Origin of the sequence: Pseudomonas asplenii, assembly GCF_900105475.1 — a bacterium.
Classification (GTDB): Bacteria; Pseudomonadota; Gammaproteobacteria; order Pseudomonadales; family Pseudomonadaceae; genus Aquipseudomonas; species Aquipseudomonas asplenii.
The window spans coordinates 5,874,077-5,891,352 of sequence record NZ_LT629777.1; the positions used below are offsets into that span (position 1 = coordinate 5,874,077).

Genomic DNA, 17,276 nt, shown 5'->3' on the forward strand with positions numbered 1-17,276 from the left:
GAAATACTTTTCACCCAAGAGAAAACCAAAACAGAAATCATGAACAATAAGAAACTCACCGAAACCAGTAAATTCCTCAGTTATGTTCTACGACATGAACCCCAATCCATCGGCCTCCAGCTGGACACCGAAGGCTGGGCCGATATCGACGCCCTGATCACAAACGCAGCCCAGGCAGGCCGCACGCTGGAACGCGAACTGATCCAGGCGGTTGTCAGCAGCAACGACAAGAAGCGCTTTGCAATCTCTGACGATGCACGCTGCATTCGCGCCGTACAGGGCCACTCCACCGAAACGGTCAGCCTCCAGCACATCGAGAAAGTGCCTCCCGAGAGGCTGTACCACGGAACAGCCACCCGCTTTCTGGAGTCGATTCAACAGAAAGGATTGATCCCTGGCTCTCGCCACCATGTGCACCTCTCGCAAGAAGTGAACACAGCCGTCACTGTCGGACAGCGATATGGAAAGCCTGTGGTATTGCACATTGATGCTCTGAAAATGCATCAGCAGGGCTTCAAGTTTTTCCAGGCCGACAACGGTGTATGGTTAACAGACCATGTCCCTACTTCTTTCATCACTCAGGAATAGTCGTTGCTTTTAAATCGCCCCGCTCTACAACGATAAACTTTCTCTGCCGACCTCCCACTGCGGATCAAGCAAAAATTCACTCGATTCAACGCTAGAGCCCACCTTGCAATCGACCTCATCGCATCGTGGTAATCTCTGTCATCGAATTTTCAGCACCAGGAGGCCCCTTTGTCCCATTCAAATCACCTGGGTGCTCTGCGCGCGCGCTTCAACGCCGGCGAAGCCCTGGAATACGTATTTTTCTGGGGCCACCAGCGTAACTCGCACAAGATCACCGCCAGTTGCTTCAGCCAGTGGTACGACGCCGAATTCACCGTCGACGGGCAAGGCTACCCGACCGCCGAGCATTTCATGATGGCCGAAAAGGCCGCCCTGTTCGACGACCAGGACATTCGCAGCCAGGTGCTGCAAGCCCCCACGCCCAATGCGGCCAAGGCCCTGGGGCGCAAGGTCAGCGGCTTCGACAATGAACAATGGCTGCAGCATCGGTATGCGATTGTCGTGCGGGCCAATCAGGCCAAGTTTTCCCAGAATCCGGAACTCGAAACCTTCCTCAGGGAAACCGGCTCACGCATCCTCGTCGAAGCCAGTCCGGTCGACAACATCTGGGGCATAGGCCTCGCCCAGGACGATCCCCGGGCGAAAGATCCCAACAGCTGGCAAGGCTTGAATCTGCTGGGTTTTGCACTCATGCAGGTACGCGACGAACTCACCCTGCCCTAATAAGACGGGCCCCAATGAGACGGCCCGCCCAGCCCTGGCCAACCTTCGCCAGGGCCGAACGCTTCAGTTCCCCGCTGCATGCTCCAGAGGGACCTGCTCTGCCTTGTTTCAGAACACCCTCGACTTCTGGTCGGCCACATGAACGGCCTGCGATTCAACACCGAAACGCACCAGCATGCGCTGCCCGATCCGCAACGACGCCGGCGCCGGTTTGTCGAACACCAGGACACATTCGACGGTGCGCGTATTGCCGCGGATCAGCGGGTCCTCTTCGAGCGTGCTGTTGCCAAACACCGCACCGATACGCTGTACACGAGCCGATAACGGCGGCAGGCCGCTGCCGCTGTCGTCCGTGATTTCAGCCTTCATCCCGGGCACCACCACGCCAGTGAAGGACTCGTTCAATTCGGCCCGCACGATACGTTCCTCACTGGGCAACAACACGAAGGCCGGACCACTTTGCGGCGACACCGTGGCGCCGGGTTGAATCAGGCGGCGAACCACTTCGGCCTCGACAGGCGCGCGCAGGTTGCGCTGCTCCAACTCATAACGCGCAGCCGTCAGCTTTCGTGCCGCAACCGCAGCCTGCGTGCGATTGGTTTCAATGGCGTAACGCAACTGCTGCGCGGCCTCGCGCGCATCGTCGGCGCTCTGCCCATCCCCGGCACCGACCGCAGCGGCCTTGGCCAAACGCTTGGCCTTCAACTCGGCAAAGCTGGCCTGCTTTTCCAGTTGCCGGACCTGGAGCTGGACCTGTTGCTGCTCGGTCTGCGCCGCACTCACCGCCAGGCGCGCCAGTTCGCTGTCCAGCGAAGCGAGCAACTGGCCCTTGCGCACATGCTGGCCCTCACGCACCGTGATATCGCTCACCACACCGTCACGGGACAAGCCGAGCTTGAGCAGGCCGCCTTCGACGTCGATACGACCACGCGCAACGGCCACTTGCGCCGGCGCTGCGGAAGCGCTCTGAGGAGCGGCCTCGTCACGCGGGCAACCGACCAGCAGGCAGGTGCAGGCAAGCAGAACGAAGCAGAGACTGAAAGAACGCAGGTTCATACGGAGTGTTCCTTGGCGACGGCCGCATTGGCCGGTCGGGATGACGGGATATGATCGTTCAGGATGCGGCCGTCCTCGATGCTGAGCACACGATCGACATGGCTGACCAGACGCGGATCGTGACTGACGCACAGCACCGTGGTACCGCGCTCGCGGGCAATCGCGTGGAGGATGTCGATGACGACCTGGCCGCTGGCAGCGTCCAGGGCGCTGGTGGGTTCGTCGGCGAACAGCAGTTCGGGCTCCTTGGCCACCGCACGGGCAATCGCCACGCGCTGCTTCTCGCCACCGGACAGTTCGGCCGGACGCAAGCCCATGCGCGGCCCCAGGCCGACCTGTTCCAGGGCCTGCCTGGCGCGCTGTTGGGCCTCTTTTGTCGTCAACCCGAGATAGCTCAGGGGCAGCTCGACCTGCTGCAGCGCACTCAAGGCGGGAAACAGATTGAACCCCTGGAAGACGAAGCCGGTGTGCTGCAAGCGAAAGCGTTCCAGCGCGCGGGTGTCGAGATTGCCCAGACTCTGCCCCAACGCCATGACACTGCCCTGATCGGGCGACTGCAAACCGCTGAGGATCGCCAACAGGGTGCTCTTTCCGCAGCCGGAGGGTCCCGAGATCAATGTCAGCTCACCGGCCCGTATATCCAGTGTGACCTCGTGCAACACCGGGCTGACGATGCGACCCGACGTGAACGACTTGCTGATCCCTCGGGCCTGGAGCGTAACAGGTGCTGCCAATGATGGATTCGACATGTTCTCTCTTTATCTCAACAGGCTGGCCGGGTCGGCATGACGCAAGGTACGGATCGCGGCCAGGCCGGAGACCAGCACCAGGGCCATGCTGAGGACCAGACAGGCAATGGCTGCCGCGGGAGAAAGCGCCACGGGCACGTTGTAGGCCGCGGCCAGGACAAACATCAGGCCGGCCACCACAAGGCTGCCCAACAGCCCCAGCGCCCCGACCCAGAACGCCTGCTCCATCACCACCTTGCGCAAGGCCCCTATCCCGACACCCAGCGCATTCAGGGTCGCGTATTCGCGGATCGAACCAATGACCGCAGCCACCAGGGTCTGGCTGGTGATCACCGCCCCGACCAGAAAGACGATGCCGGCCAGAAACAGCACGCCGGCCCCGGCACCGGTATCGAACATCCAGTACATCTGCGAGCGGTGGGCGAAATCCTCTGCAGTCCATACATCGTATTGGCCGAACGCCGTGACACCGCGCAGGCGGGCAGCGACCGCGTCCGCCTGCTGCGGATCATTCAGTTTGGCGAGCAGATAGGTCATGCGCTCACCCCGGCCTGACGGGAGGTCGATCTGCCGCGCCGTCGACAACGAGGCCACGACGTTCACCCCTCCCAGCGCTCGCAATCCGCTGGTGACGCCGATCACGCGCACGCGATGGCCATTGATCAAGGCAGTGTCGCCAACGGCAACACCCAGGCTGCCCAGGTCGGCCCGATCGACCACCACCGTGTCCACCTCCTGCAGACGGACGCGCAATGCAGCCGACAGAACCCGATCGAACATCAGGCCCTGTGGCCCCGTATCGATTCCGGAGACATACACCGAAACGCCACCGGTATCCCGCGCACCGCGCCAGTCACCGTCGACCCACAGGAAAGGCTCGACCTGCCGCACCTGCGGCTCCATGCGCAGGTGCATCTCCACGCCCGCGTCGATCGGCCGCCCCAGGTTGACGCTCTGGGTACCGGGATAGCCGACCCAGAGGTCGGCCGAGGAGCCATTGATATAGACACTGGCACTGCCGAAGATCCCCAGCACCAGTGCGGCCTGGAGCAATTGCAGCAAGCCGGCGAAGCCCACAGCGATCATCGCTGGCAGGAAACGTCGCCACTCATGCAGCAGCGTTTGACGGGCAAGCGCGACCATCAGTGGATCTCCTTCAAGGGCTCGTCTGGCAACGGCGCACCCCCGAGTGCCTTGTACAAGGCGACATAGGCGATGTTGCGCTCGGTACGGGCACGGGCCAGTTGCAACATCGCCTGGTGCTGGTCGATCTGCTCGTTCTTAAGGTCCAGGTCACTCTGCAACCCCAGCCTGGACCGTTGCCTACCGGCTTCCAGGCGGGCTTGCACCGCACTGAGGGCTTGCTGGGAGGATTGCTCGCGCTGGCGCAACTGTTCGAGGTCACCCAGGGCGGTTTCGGCTTCGGCCACGCCCAGCAGGACGCTTTGCCGATAAGCCAGGACCGCCGCCTGCAACTGGTGATCCTGGGCCTCGGCCCTGGCCACGCGCAGCCCCCAGTCGAACAGGGGAATGCTGATACCGGGCCCATAGGAGAAGATGCTGTCACCGCTGCGTGTACGCTTGCGATTGCTGTCCAGATTCAGCGACCACTGCAACGAGGTGCCGAAGCTGATGTGCGGATAGATCTCAGCCCGGCTCATGCCTGCCTCCCCCGCCGCACGTATCACCTCGGCTTCGGCCCCGGCAATTTCCGGGCGTGTGCGCAACAGGTCGGTCGGCACGCTGTTCAATTGCCATTGGCCGAGCGTGGGCAGCGGCCCCGGTTGTAGCCAGTGGAGATCGGGCTCACTCTGGCCGAGCAGCAGTGCCAATTGTTGCGCGTTGCGGTTGATCGCCTGTCGCGGCTCGCCCAAGGCCATGTCGGCCCGGGCCAGCTCAGCCTGGGCGCCAGCGATATCGACCGGGGTCACCAGCTTGAGGTCTTCACGCACCCGCAGCAGCCGCAACTTTTCCCGTTGGTTTTCCTGGACGACCACCAGGAGCTTTTGCGCCTGTTGCGCCGAACGCAGCTCAATCCAGCATCGAGTGACCTGTGCCACCAACGAGACCTGGGTCGAACGCAGATCGGCTTTCACCCGCTCCTCGTTGCCCTGGGCAAGCCGATCGGCACTCTGTTTGACCCCGAACAGCGGCAGCTCCCACAGCGCATCAAAACCGACCAGGTAGTTGGACGTACTGGTATCGGCACTGACGGCGTCCCGGCTCTGGATCGACAGCGACGGCAGGTAAGGATCCTGAACGTGCCGACTCAATAGCCGCGTGGCACGCAGACGCTCAACCGCCTGGGCGACGTCCAGGTTGTTCTGCAGGGCCCGTTCGACCAGTGCGTCCAGCTCCGGGTCGCCGAAGGCGTGCCACCACCCGTTCAGGTCGGGCCGCAAAGGCTGCACATTCGCAGGCGCATTGCGCCAGGTATCGGGGGGCGATGGTTTCAGGTCAGGCAACGGGGCCACCGAGCAGCCGCCCAGCATGAACAGCACCAGCAGCGCGCAGGGAAACCTGGCAGACGCCGCTCGTTCAGGAAGTTTGATAGTCACCACCACAAGTGCAGGTTTAAGCGCCGAGATTGCAGCGCAATGGCAATCAGGTACGAAGGGAGGTCCAGGCGGCGCTGGGGTATCCAGGGCAGCGAGCGCATTTTTCCACGGGCAGATGTAAGCCGCTGTATAGAAACTGTCGCTGTTTTGTATAGATGTGTATCGATGTTTAAAAAGCGCCAGTGCCCCTCAACGGCATAAAATCATGCAACTCACTGGCATGCGGGCTGGTCAAGACGAAGCAGGCAACCACGCCGGCCCTACTCGTACACCGTCACGCGATTACGCCCAGCCTTCTTCGACTGATACAACGCCTGGTCCGCCCAGGCGATCAGGTCGGCGTGGGTGACTGACGGGCGGCTGAGGTCGGCCACACCGAGGCTGATGGTAAAGCGGATGCCCACGCCCTCATGCACCACTTCCAGTGCTGCGACCGCGTTGCGCAGGCGCTCTGCAAAGTGCCAGGCCCCCACCTTGTCGGTGTCCGAAAGCACCACGCCGAACTCTTCGCCGCCATAACGCCCGGCCACGTCGCTGTCACGCACATGCTCGCGCACCAGGTCGGCCACCTGTTCGATCACCTTGTCGCCGGCCTGGTGGCCGTAGGTGTCGTTGACGCGCTTGAAGTGGTCGATGTCAAACATCACCAGGCTGGTCGGGTTGCCATGGCGCTGGTTGCGCGCATAGGCAACCTTCAGGCTCTCTTCCCAATGCCCACGGTTGTACAGCCCGGTCAGCCGGTCGGTACTGGAGAGCTTCTGCAACTGCGCGTTGACCGCCTGCAACTGGTTGCGGTTGGTGGCCACGTCGGTGACGTCGTAGATCACCAGGCAGATATGGTGGATCGCGCTGTCGGTCGAACGCAGCGCCAGCAAGGTGGTGTTCTGGTACATGAAGTCTTCCTGGCCGGTGATCGGCTGGTAGTTCTTGAACCGCACCAGATAAGGCCGTTGCTCCCAGATGGTGAAGCCCGGCGTGCCAAGGGTGGCGACGCTCTCGACCTTGCGGCTGAACCACTCGCGGTCCACCTCGGGAAACAACGCGAAAAACGACTGGTTGTAGGCATCCCTGGGCTGGACCCCGGAACGGTTCTCCATGAAGGTGTTCCAGACCTGCACGCAGTAGTCGCGGTCGAGCACCACTACGCCGACATCGATGCTCTGGACGATCGCCAGCAACCAGTGAAACTCGTTCAGATCGAGGTGATCGCTCATGGTTCAGGTCATCAGGTAGGCAAGTTTATGGGTCAGGCGCTCGATCGAGTCCTCGGTGAACAGCAACAGCAGGTCGAAGTGAATGTCGTGCCCTTCCAGGCTGTAGCTGATCTCCACCGCCAGGGTCTTTTTCCAGCGCAGCTGATTGACCCGGATCAGGTCCTCGATGGCCGCGTGCTGCCCGAGGATCTGCGGATGCCCCTGGGAAAAAACCACGTCGATCTGCTCGGCGATGCTGCTCAGGCAGGCGCCGATCAGCACGCTTGACAGGTCCAGCAGCATCTCCAGGTCCGAGTATTCCGGTCCCTGGCGCTTGAGCAGCTGGGCCATGTCGGCGATTTCCGAATCATGGAACATCAGCAGCGCTTCGCCCGCGATACCGGCACCGATAAACCCCTGGCAGATGGCAGTGAGTTGCTGGCAACTGCCGGCGTCCATCAAGGCCATGTGCAGCTCACCGACCTCGAGGATATTCACGTTGGGTACCGGCAATTGCACGAAGACCCCCAGCACCTTGGCAATCAGTGCCGCCGCCCGGCCGATGGCGACGTTGACCGTCTCGCGAAACGCATCGCGAAAACTGACTGGCGCCTCCACCGCCTGACGCAACGGCGCCTCGTCGAGTGCTCCGAGCAAGCCCAGTGCGTCCAGGGTGCTACGCAGTTCTTGCTCATCGAAGGGCTTTTTCAGGAACGCCAGGGCACCCAGCGCGCGGACCCGGCGCACGGCCTCTTCCTGGACGTCGCCGGAAATCACGATGACCTGGGCCTGGAGCCCTTCGGCCTGCATCGCCGCCAGGACCTGGTAACCGTCCATCTCCGGCATGGTCAAATCGAGCAGCACCACCTGCCCCAGCCCGCTGCGTATGGCCTCCAGCCCCTTGCGCCCGTCATCGGCCTCGGTGATCGAGACGGGCCAGTCAGCCGGCAGTGCGCGCAGTACCTGCTTGCGCGCCATGGTGGAGTCATCACACACAAGTAGGGGAATCACTGACACAGACCGGCGCTCATCGTATTGGGCATCAGGGAAACATTAGTGGCATGATGCCATGAAACTGACATGAACCGCTGATTAATGAGGTTTTATTGAGAACCCCACCGAGCAATTCACCAGCCTATCGCCCCCTCAGCCATCAGGGTATGCCCTAGATCAAGGGACCACGTACCGAAAAACGCTCGCGATAGGCCTGCGGCGTCACCCCCACGGCCCGCAGGAAACTGCGCCGCAAGGTTTCCTCGCTGCCAAACCCGCAACGGGCGGCGATGCGCTTGATTGGCGTGGCGGTATCACTGAGCAAGCGCCGGGCATTTTCCACGCGGATGTTCTCCACCGCACGGGCCGGTGTCTGGCCGGTTTCCAGGCGGTAATGGCGGACAAAGCTGCGCTCGCTCATGCCCACCTGCTGGGCCAACACCGGGATCGACAGATCCAGTGCCAGATGCTCGGCGATCCAGGCATGCAAATCGCCGAAACGGCTGGTGCTCTTCTGCAGTGACAACGTAGCGCTGAACTGCGACTGTCCACCCGGGCGCTTGAGAAACACCACCAGGTGCCGGGCGACCTCCAGGGCCATCGGCCGCCCGAGGTCCGCCTCCACCAGCGCCAGCGACAGGTCGATACCGGCCGTCACGCCCGCCGAGGTCCAGACCGGACCATCGTTGATGAAAATCGGATTGGGCTCGACCTGCAACTGCGGGTAACGCTCGGCCAATTGCTCGCAACGGGTCCAGTGGGTCGCTACGCGCCGGCCATCGAGCCAGCCGCTGGCGGCCAACAGAAACGCCCCGGTACACACCGAAGCGACCCGCCGCGCGCAAGCCGCCTGCTGGCGCACCCACTCCACCAACTGTGGGTCCTCGGCGGCGGCATAGGTGCCCCAGCCACCGGCGATGATCAGGCTGTCACACGGCGTTCCCGGCGCGGGCAGCGGTTCGGCGAGCATGGCCAGGCCAGCCGAACTCAACACCGGCCCGGCCTGGGCGGCAATCACCCGCGGCGCATAAGGCAGCGCCAGGCCCTGGGAAAGGGCCAGGTCGTTGGCCGAAGCAAAGACCTGCAGCGGCCCGGTGACATCGAGCAACTGCACATTGGGGAAAGCCAGTATCTCGATGCTGCGGGGCGTATTCATGGTGATTGGCGTAAAAAGTGGGTGGTATGGCGTATTCGCCAGATCCTACGAAACTACAGTAAAGCCGTCTACAGACATTGACCCCGCCTTCTGAAAGGAACTTGCGCCATGACGCTACACATCGGTTTCCTGCTGTTCCCCAACGTCCAGCAATTGGACCTGACCGGCCCCTACGACGTCCTCGCCTCGCTGCCGGGGGTCAAGCTGCACCTGGTCTGGAAAGACCTGGAACCGGTGAAGTCGAGCACCGGCCTGGTCTTCAGCCCGACCACCCGCTTCGACGATTGCCCGCCGCTGGATGTGATTTGCGTACCGGGCGGCGCGGGTGTCGGGCCGCTGATGGAAGACCCCGAGACCCTGGCGTTTATCCAGGAACAGGCGGCACAGGCACGCTATGTCACCTCGGTGTGCACCGGTTCGCTGGTGCTGGGGGCCGCCGGCCTGCTGCGCGGCCGCAAGGCCACTACCCACTGGGCCTATCACGACATGCTGACGACGCTTGGCGCTGTGGCCGTCAACGATCGCGTGGTACGCGACGGCAACCTGCTGACGGGCGGCGGCATCACCGCCGGCATCGATTTCGCCCTGACCCTGGCCAGCGAGCTGGTGGGCGCCGATGAAGCCCAGTTGATCCAGTTGCAACTGGAATACGCCCCGGCGCCACCGTTCAACTCCGGCAGCCCGCAAACCGCCCCTCAGGCCGTGCTCGACGCGGCCCGGCAACGGGTGGTGGAATCGCGGCGCGTGCGTGGCGAGATCACTGCCCGCGCGGCCGAGCGCCTGGGTCTGCACTGACACCTTCGGCTGGCACCGCCCATTTTGTGGGAACCCGCAAGCAGTTTGCGCACGACACAAACCCTGTTGGAGTTTCCCACAAGCCTGCTTTTCTCTGGCAACCTACTGACCAGGCAAACACCCGAGCCAGGGAAAACTCAAATAATGATCTACGATTTCTGCATCATCGGCGGCGGCATCGTCGGGCTCGCCACCGCTATGGAACTGCTCAAGCGCCAACCCGGCGCCAGCCTGGTGATTCTGGAAAAAGAGGCCAGCCTCGCGCGTCATCAGACCGGACACAACAGCGGCGTCATTCATGCCGGGATCTATTACGCACCGGGCAGCCTCAAGGCCGAGCTGTGCAAGCGCGGCGCCCAGGCGACCCAGGATTTCTGCCGCAAGCATGGCATCCGCTACGAGATCTGCGGCAAGATGCTGGTGGCCTCCACGCCCCTGGAAATGCAGCGCATGCAGGCGCTGTACGAACGCTCGCAACTCAATGGCCTGAAGGTCGAACGCCTGGATGGTGAAGAACTGCGTCGACGCGAACCGAATATCGTCGGCCTCGGCGCCCTGTTTCTCGATGCCACGGGGATCGTCGATTACCGCCAGGTCTGCGAAGCGATGGCGCGGGTGATCCGCAGCAACGGTGGCGAAATCCACCTGCAGAAGACGGTCACGGCGATTCAGGAACATACTGACAGCGTCACCGTCAGCACCGCAGACGGCGTCTGGCAGGCACGCAAGCTGGTGGCGTGCGCCGGCTTGCAGTCCGATCGCCTGGCGAAGCTGGCCGGCGTGCCCATCGACCACCAGATCATCCCGTTTCGTGGCGAGTACTTCCGCCTGCCGGCGTCGAAGAACGACATCGTCAACCACCTGATCTACCCGATACCCGACCCCGACCTGCCGTTCCTGGGTGTGCACCTGACCCGCATGATCGACGGCAGCGTTACCGTCGGCCCGAATGCGGTCCTCGGGCTGGGCCGGGAAAACTACCGCAAGAGCTCGATCAACTGGCGCGATGTCGCGCAATACGCCACGTTTCCCGGTTTCTGGAGAACCCTGCGGCAGAACTTGCGCTCCGGCACCCAGGAGATGAAAAACTCACTGTTCAAAGGGGGCTACCTGGAGCTGTGCCGCAAATACTGCCCGTCGCTGGTCGTCGAAGACCTGCTGCCCTACGAGGCCGGCATCCGCGCCCAGGCGGTCATGCGCGATGGCAGCCTGGTGCATGACTTCCTGTTCGCGGAAACGGCACGCATGGTCCACGTCTGCAACGCGCCCTCGCCGGCCGCCACATCGGCCATGCCGATCGGCGAGATGATCGCCGAACGAATCCTCGGCGCACGCTAGCCGGGCTATTCGTCCAACGGCATGTCCAGCAGTGCCGAGCCCAGGCTCTTGCCATGGGCATCCAGGGCCAGGGAGCGGGTCACGCCACCGCGCAGGATGCCCGGCAGCACGAAGTTCAGGGCCTGCACACCGGGCAGCTCATAACGCCGCACCGGCGCAGCGGCCGGGTCGCGCAGTTCAGCGAACCAGGCCGCGACCCGCTCCGCAGTCAACCATTCGCACAGCCGTGGATAGTCTTCGGGGCAATAGGAGATCACCGAGATGTTCGAGGTGTCGCCCTTGTCGCCAGTACGCGAATGGGCCAGGGCCCGCAGAATCAAGCCGCTCATTGCAGTTCCTCCAGATGCACCCGGGCCACCAGACGCTCGCGCGGCAACAGCAAAGACGCCACCGCCACCACCTGACGCAGGTTTTTGCTGGCACCGCCGCCGCCCGAGGGGCCATTGGTGTACAGGGTTTCCACTTCGTTACCGACCCGCACGGCATCGGCCCGTTGCGCGCAACGGGCGGCAACACGCAGGCGGACTTCCCACGGCTCGCTCGCCACTCGATGGCCGAGGCGCTCGCCATGCAGCGAATCGACACCCATCAGTTCGGCCCGTACCTCCTCCATCTCGACGCCAATGATGCGCAAGCGCTCCAGTACCACCTCACGAGCCAGCCGCGCCCGGGCCAAGGCTCCGGGGCCGCCATAGGACATCTGCCCCTCGCCGATCCAGCCGTCCAGGTAACCTACCGAGACCTTCAGCGACTCCGGCCGCGCTTGCCCCGTGGCGCCTTGCACCTGCACCCGGTCCGCGCCCTGATCGGCAAAACTCACCTGGGAAAAATTCGCCGTGACGTCCGGGGTCAGGTAGGCCGCCGGGTCATGCACTTCGTAGATCAACTGCTCGGCGCAGGTGGCGCGGTCGACCCGGCCGCCGCTGCCAGCGACCTTGGTGATGATCGCTTCGCCCTGGTCATTGACCTCGGCCAACGGGAAGCCCAGGTGCGCCAGGTCCGGTACGTCCTTTACGCCGGGGTCGGCAAAATAGCCGCCAGTGATCTGCCCGGCGCACTCGAGCAGATGACCGATCAGGGTGCCGCGTCCAAGGCGCGACCAGTCGTCCTGCGCCCAACCGAACTCGAACACCTGCGGAGCAAGAAACAGCGACGGATCGGCGACCCGTCCGGTAATCACCACATCGGCCTGCGCCGCCAGGGCCTGGACGATGCCCTCGACACCCATGTAGGCGTTGGCCGACACCAGCCGTTCGCCCAACTGCGCAACCGACAGGCCATTGTCCAGCAGTCGCTCGGGCTCGGCCTGCAGGACAGCCAGCACATCGTCGCCGGTGACGGCAGCCACCTTCAGCGCCGGCAGGCCCAACTCGAGAGCAATTCGCCGCACTTCCCGGGCCGCCGCCAGCGGATTGGCCGCGCCCATGTTGGTGATGATCCGCAAGCGCCGCGCGTTGCCGGCCACATAGGGCAGCACCCGCTGCATTCGCTCGCGCAGCAAGGGGTCGTAGCCCGCCTCGGGATCGCTCAAGCGGGCCTGCTGGGCCAGGGCGATGGTCCGCTCGGCCAGGCATTCGAACACCAGATAATCCAGTTCGCCCTTGGCCGCCAGTTCCACGGCCGGCTCGATACGGTCGCCGGAATAACCGGCACCGGAGCCGATACGCAAGGTTTTCATCGCAAAGCCCTTCATTTCAAAAGACGCCAAGAAGCAACGCCGTCACGGTCATCAGCACCGAGGCGGCAAACAGGAATGGAATGGTGAAGCGCTGGTGATCGGCCAGTTCGATCTTGCACAAGCCCACCAGCAGGAACGTCGCCGGAGTCAGCGGGCTGACCGGGAAACCGGTGGTGTGCACGCCGAGCAGGGATGCCTGGGCCACCTGCAACGGCTCGACCCCCAGGGCCTTGCCAACCTCGGCAATCACCGGCATCACCCCGAAGTAGAACGAGTCCGGGTCGAACAGCAGGCTCAGCGGCATCGACAACAGTCCCACCACCGTCGGAATCAGCTTGCCGTGTCCAGCCGGAATCTGCGCCACCGCCACCTCGGCCATGGCCTTGAGCATGCCGGTCCCCTGCATGATGCCGGTGAACACACCGGCGGCCAGGAGGATGCTGGCCATGGTCAGCGCGGTCTTGGCATGGGCATCGATGCGTGCCCGCTGGGCATCGACATTGGGGTAGTTCAGGCACAGGGCGACCACGGTGCCGAGCATGAACATCACCACCGGGTCGACCCAGCCAGCGATCATCACCACCATCACCAACCCCGTCAGCAGCAGGTTGGCCCAGAACAGCCGGGGACGCCGCAACTGTTCTTCCTCGGCGCTGATGACCCGGGTCGGCACACTGTCCACCGCCGCGCCCGCACCCAGGCCGAGACGGCGCTCTTCAAGCCGCCCCAGCCACCAGGCAGTGGCAAAAACGAACAGCAGGCCGACGATCTGCACCGGGATCAGCGGCTGGAACAGATCCGCCACCGGCACGTGCAGCGCCGCTGAAGAACGCAGCACCGGCCCGGTCCACGGCAGAAAATTGACCCCGGCGGCCATGGCTGCAACACAGGCCAGAATGCGCCGGTCGATCCCCAGCCGGGTGTACAGCGGCAGCATCGCCGGCACCGTGACCAGGAACGTCACCGCGCCCGAACCGTCGAGGTGCACCAGCAGCGCCAGCAAGGCCGTGCCCATGACGATACGACTCGGCCGGGTGCCGACGGTGCGCAGGATACGGTCGATGATCGGGTCGAGCATGCCAGCATCGGTCATCACCCCGAAGAACAGGATGGCGAAGACGAACATGCCGACGACCGGGGCGACGTTCTTGATACCGGTGATGATGAAGGCGCTGGTCTGCAGACCGAAGCCGCCGAGCAATGCGGCGATGATGGGCAAGGCAATCAGCGCGACCAGGGGCGAAAGGCGCTTGCTCATGACAGCTGCAAGCAGACAGAGAATGGTGATGACACCCAGCGTGGCAAGCATGGGAAGACTCCAGTGAGCCGCATCGCCAAGTCAGACCCGGGAGCGGACGGTTATTGTTTTCACAGGAGTATTGGAAGGCAGTTAAGCTTTGTAAATTGGAATGTTCACCGCCTTGCATTCGGAAAAACAAAATGAAGAACTCCATGCAGCATATTCGCGCCTTCCTCACCGTGGCGCGCACCGCCAGCTTCACCCGCGCGGCGGACGAACTGCACCTGTCACCCTCGGCCCTGACCGTACAGGTGCAACAGTTGGAAGACTGGCTCGGGGTCGCCCTGCTTGAGCGCAGCCCACGCCAGGTCAGCCTGACCCATGCCGGGCAACAGGCGCGCGGGCCGATGGAGAAGTTGCTGCTGGACCTGGACAACATTGTCAGCGGCTCCCGCGACCTGGCCAGCCTGCAGCGCGGCGTGGTGACCATCGCCGCCCTGCCCTCGATCTGCGCCGGTGCCCTGCCACCGGTACTGCGGGCGTTTCGCGAGGCCTATCCGGGAGTCGAGGTGCGCCTGCGTGATGTGGTCGCCCAACGTATCGACGCGCTGGTCCGGGAGAACGAGGTCGACTTCGGGCTCGGCGTGCGGGCGCGCCTCAGCCATGGCCTGGACTTCGACGTAGTGATGGTCGACCGGCTCTGCCTGTTCGTGCCCGAGCAACATCCGCTGGCGCGTCAGCAGCGCGTACGGCTGACCGACCTCAGCGGCCAACCGATGATCCTCACCGGGCGCGACAGCAGTGTGCGCGAACGGGTCGAACAATTGTTCGACGAACAACGCCTGACGCTGGTGCCGGGGCTGGAGGCCAACTACATGTCCACGGTGCTGGCCCTGGTGCGCCAGGGGCTGGGCATGGCCCTGCTGCCGGAATCGGCGGATGACCGGCTCAGTGGCCTCAGGCGCCTGCCGGTGGAGCACGCGGGGGTGAGCCGCGAAATCGGCCTGATCACCCGCTCCGGACAGTCCCTCGGGCCGGCACCGGCACGCTTTGCCGCCCTGGTCCGTGAACGCTTCACCCTGGCCGGAAATAGCCGATCAGAGCCGGCCGACGTTGTCGCCGAAGGTGCGGATCAGTTCCAGCAGCCTCTTGACCCGTAGCGGCAGGTTGCCGGCGGGATACACCGCGTGCATCTGCGGATTTTCGCCACTGCTGGAGGTCAGCCGGTACTCGGGGCAAACCCGCACCAGCCGCCCCAACTCGACCTCAGGCTCTGCCAGCCAGTCGGCCAGGCGGGCAATTCCCACCCCGGCCAATGCCGCCTGAAACACCGCAGCACCAGAACTGAAGCGAAATTTCGGATGCACTCGAAAGCTGATGGCCTGCTGCTCGTTGCGAAAATTCCACTCTTTAAGAATCCGCGGGGCAGTGTGCAGAATCAGCGAATGACGGTCCAATGCCTCTATCGAATCGGGAGTGCCACGGCGCTCCAGATAGGCGGGACTGGCATAGAGGAATCGGGCGTAACTCCATAGCGGAAAGCCGATCAGGTCGCTGGATTGCGGAAAGGCACCACGAATCGAGAAGTCCAGCTTGCTCTTGGCTGGGTCGATGGTTTCGTCAGTGAAGATCACATCGATGTTCACCTGCGGGTAGCGCTCGCCATACTGGGCAATCAGCCTGGGCATGACCCCATGGCCGAGAAACTCCGGCGCCGAGAAGCGAATCCAGCCGTTGGCCAGGCCGCTGATACCGGCCAGGTCTTCATCGGCCTCACGTTGCAGATCCAGCATTTTGTAGGCATGCGGCAGCAGGCGCTCGCCGGCTTCGGTCAGGCTCACCGCGTTGGCCGAACGATTGAACAGCTTGAACCCGGCGTTCTCCTCCAGGGCCTGGACGGCACGGGTTACAGAGCTTGGCGAGCGCCCCAGGGTCCGCGCCGCGGCGATGAAGCTGCGCTTGCGCGCCACCGTCGTGAATGCTTCAAGTTCAGCCAACATGTCCAGTGCCATCCCTCACCTCATTGCACTTTTTGCAATGTGGTATTGCAACACAAAAAGGTCCCTTCCGTTAGCCTTCGCGCTTAACCCACAGGGACGTAGGAATAGAGGAGCAAGGACGTGTCAAAACTGGATGAAACAGTCAGGAATTCGGCCAGCCGAGTCAACGAAACAAGCGCGCATTGGTTGATCCGAAATCCACCGACTACTCCGTTGCAGGCCTTGCCCGAAATCCATGTGTCGTTCAACGAGCAACAACAATGGCATGAAGCACTCAGCCACCTCGCCATCACCGATAGCGCCTCGGGTATCGAGCAGATGCCGGCGCTGGCCTGCCTGCTGGAGAAGGTGTTGAGTGCCGAGAAATACCAGGCCCTGCGCGACTTCCCCCGGTCCGACGCAGTGGCCCTGATCGTGCGCGGACTCCCGGTCGACCGGCAATTGCCGGCAACGCCCTATGACCTCGAGCCCGGCATCGAAGAACTGCCGGTCCTGGCGGGCGCGATCCTCTCCGTTCTGGCGACACTGGGCACCCGCCCCGTGGGCTACGAGGGAGAAAGCCACGACACGGTATTCCGCCACGTCTCGCCCAAGCAGGAACGCGAGACCGAAACCAGTTCCTTTGGCTCGCGCCTGGGCCTGGGCATGCATGTCGACAACCCACACCTGCCCTTGACCTGCGAACCGGTCACCGGACTTTCAGCCTGTCCCGAGTACCTGAGCCTGACCGGCCTGCGCTGTGAACTGGATGTCCCCACGCGCATCGTCGCGATCCGCGATGTGCTCGATACCCTGCCCGAATTCGTCGAGCAGGAACTGCTGCGCCCGAACTTCAGCATTCGCCGGCCGGACTCGTTCGGCACGCAAGGTAATGTGCTGGAAAACGTGCCGCTGCTCTACAAACCGCAAGCCGGCGGCCTGCACTGCCGCTACAACAAGGCCGCCGTCACCGCGACCAGCGCCAACGCCGACTTCGCCATGCAATTGTTCGCGGCCACCGCCAACCACCCCGATGTCACCCGCCATATCCTGCTCCAGCCCGGCGACATGTTGATCTTCAAGAACCAGCAGACCCTGCACGCCCGGGATGGTTTCGCCCCCCGCTACGATGGTCGCGATCGCTGGATGATCCGGGTGTTCGGGGTCGATGACCCGGCGCGCGTGGTGCCACTGGACCCGACCCAACCCTTTATTGTCAGAGCCTGATTG

17 protein-coding genes are annotated in these 17,276 nt (G+C 63.4%); 6 read left to right on the top strand and 11 right to left on the bottom strand.

The features are described 5' to 3' along the window. Window positions 1-39 precede the first annotated feature (39 nt). Together BLU37_RS26010 and BLU37_RS26015 are read left to right on the top strand one after the other, a co-directional pair. Entirely contained in the window at window positions 40-588 is a 549-nt protein-coding gene (locus BLU37_RS26010) for an RNA 2'-phosphotransferase (protein WP_090210222.1), read from the top strand. A gap of 168 nt (window positions 589-756) precedes the next feature. Continuing rightward, window positions 757-1,311 (top strand): NADAR family protein, encoded by a 555-nt coding sequence (locus BLU37_RS26015; RefSeq protein ID WP_090210224.1) that lies wholly within the window; start codon window positions 757-759, stop codon window positions 1,309-1,311. A gap of 108 nt (window positions 1,312-1,419) precedes the next feature. Here BLU37_RS26015 and BLU37_RS26020 read toward each other — a convergent pair whose 3' ends face one another. From BLU37_RS26020 to BLU37_RS26050, 7 genes are all read right to left on the bottom strand, one after another. Then, a complete protein-coding gene (locus tag BLU37_RS26020; protein WP_090210226.1) occupies window positions 1,420-2,367 on the bottom strand; it encodes an efflux RND transporter periplasmic adaptor subunit in 948 nt (315 codons plus the stop codon). Then, window positions 2,364-3,116 (bottom strand): ABC transporter ATP-binding protein, encoded by a 753-nt coding sequence (locus BLU37_RS26025; RefSeq protein WP_026007772.1) that lies wholly within the window; start codon window positions 3,114-3,116, stop codon window positions 2,364-2,366. The genes BLU37_RS26020 and BLU37_RS26025 overlap by 4 nt, the downstream gene beginning before the upstream one ends. Before the next feature lie 9 nt (window positions 3,117-3,125). Beyond that, on the bottom strand, window positions 3,126-4,259 hold the full coding sequence (locus tag BLU37_RS26030) for an ABC transporter permease (protein WP_090210230.1): 1,134 nt from the start codon (window positions 4,257-4,259) through the stop codon (window positions 3,126-3,128). After that, window positions 4,259-5,674: a TolC family protein gene (locus tag BLU37_RS26035; RefSeq protein WP_232000417.1), complete on the bottom strand. Its 1,416-nt coding sequence runs from the start codon at window positions 5,672-5,674 to the stop codon at window positions 4,259-4,261. The genes BLU37_RS26030 and BLU37_RS26035 overlap by 1 nt, the downstream gene beginning before the upstream one ends. Before the next feature lie 260 nt (window positions 5,675-5,934). Further along, window positions 5,935-6,888 carry a sensor domain-containing diguanylate cyclase gene (locus tag BLU37_RS26040; RefSeq protein WP_090210233.1) on the bottom strand — a complete coding sequence of 318 codons (954 nt, stop codon included), beginning with the start codon at window positions 6,886-6,888 and terminating at the stop codon, window positions 5,935-5,937. 3 nt (window positions 6,889-6,891) lie between these two features. Further along, complete coding sequence (locus BLU37_RS26045; RefSeq protein ID WP_090210235.1) at window positions 6,892-7,884, bottom strand: response regulator; 993 nt, start codon at window positions 7,882-7,884, stop codon at window positions 6,892-6,894. A gap of 148 nt (window positions 7,885-8,032) precedes the next feature. Further along, the gene (locus BLU37_RS26050; protein ID WP_090210237.1) at window positions 8,033-9,016 is read right to left on the bottom strand and encodes a GlxA family transcriptional regulator; all 984 of its coding nucleotides are present in this window, start codon (window positions 9,014-9,016) and stop codon (window positions 8,033-8,035) included. A gap of 108 nt (window positions 9,017-9,124) precedes the next feature. On the opposite strand from BLU37_RS26050, the gene inhA reads away from it, so the two are divergent. Together inhA and lhgO are read left to right on the top strand one after the other, a co-directional pair. Then, on the top strand, window positions 9,125-9,811 hold the full coding sequence (gene inhA / locus BLU37_RS26055; protein ID WP_010444669.1) for an isonitrile hydratase: 687 nt from the start codon (window positions 9,125-9,127) through the stop codon (window positions 9,809-9,811). 144 nt (window positions 9,812-9,955) lie between these two features. Beyond that, complete coding sequence (gene lhgO / locus BLU37_RS26060; RefSeq protein ID WP_090210239.1) at window positions 9,956-11,149, top strand: L-2-hydroxyglutarate oxidase; 1,194 nt, start codon at window positions 9,956-9,958, stop codon at window positions 11,147-11,149. A 5-nt stretch (window positions 11,150-11,154) separates the two neighbouring features. Here the strand turns inward: lhgO and BLU37_RS26065 are convergent, their stop codons facing one another. The 3 genes from BLU37_RS26065 to BLU37_RS26075 are packed head-to-tail and all read right to left on the bottom strand — an operon-like array spanning window position 11,155 to window position 14,136. Beyond that, the gene (locus tag BLU37_RS26065; RefSeq protein WP_090210241.1) at window positions 11,155-11,478 is read right to left on the bottom strand and encodes an AtuA-related protein; all 324 of its coding nucleotides are present in this window, start codon (window positions 11,476-11,478) and stop codon (window positions 11,155-11,157) included. Further along, the gene (locus tag BLU37_RS26070; protein ID WP_090210243.1) at window positions 11,475-12,827 is read right to left on the bottom strand and encodes an acyclic terpene utilization AtuA family protein; all 1,353 of its coding nucleotides are present in this window, start codon (window positions 12,825-12,827) and stop codon (window positions 11,475-11,477) included. The genes BLU37_RS26065 and BLU37_RS26070 overlap by 4 nt, the downstream gene beginning before the upstream one ends. 16 nt (window positions 12,828-12,843) lie before the next feature. After that, a complete protein-coding gene (locus BLU37_RS26075) occupies window positions 12,844-14,136 on the bottom strand; it encodes a CitMHS family transporter (RefSeq protein ID WP_090210245.1) in 1,293 nt (430 codons plus the stop codon). A gap of 131 nt (window positions 14,137-14,267) precedes the next feature. Here BLU37_RS26075 and BLU37_RS26080 point away from each other — a divergent pair, with 131 nt between their 5' ends. Further along, window positions 14,268-15,227 carry a LysR family transcriptional regulator gene (locus tag BLU37_RS26080; protein WP_090210247.1) on the top strand — a complete coding sequence of 320 codons (960 nt, stop codon included), beginning with the start codon at window positions 14,268-14,270 and terminating at the stop codon, window positions 15,225-15,227. Here the strand turns inward: BLU37_RS26080 and BLU37_RS26085 are convergent. Beyond that, the gene (locus BLU37_RS26085) at window positions 15,165-16,079 is read right to left on the bottom strand and encodes a LysR family transcriptional regulator (protein ID WP_010444659.1); all 915 of its coding nucleotides are present in this window, start codon (window positions 16,077-16,079) and stop codon (window positions 15,165-15,167) included. The genes BLU37_RS26080 and BLU37_RS26085 overlap by 63 nt on opposite strands. Window positions 16,080-16,187: 108 nt before the next feature. On the opposite strand from BLU37_RS26085, the gene BLU37_RS26090 reads away from it, so the two are divergent. Next, window positions 16,188-17,273, top strand: a complete 1,086-nt coding sequence (locus tag BLU37_RS26090) for a TauD/TfdA family dioxygenase (RefSeq protein WP_232000421.1) — start codon at window positions 16,188-16,190, stop codon at window positions 17,271-17,273. Window positions 17,274-17,276 lie beyond the last annotated feature (3 nt).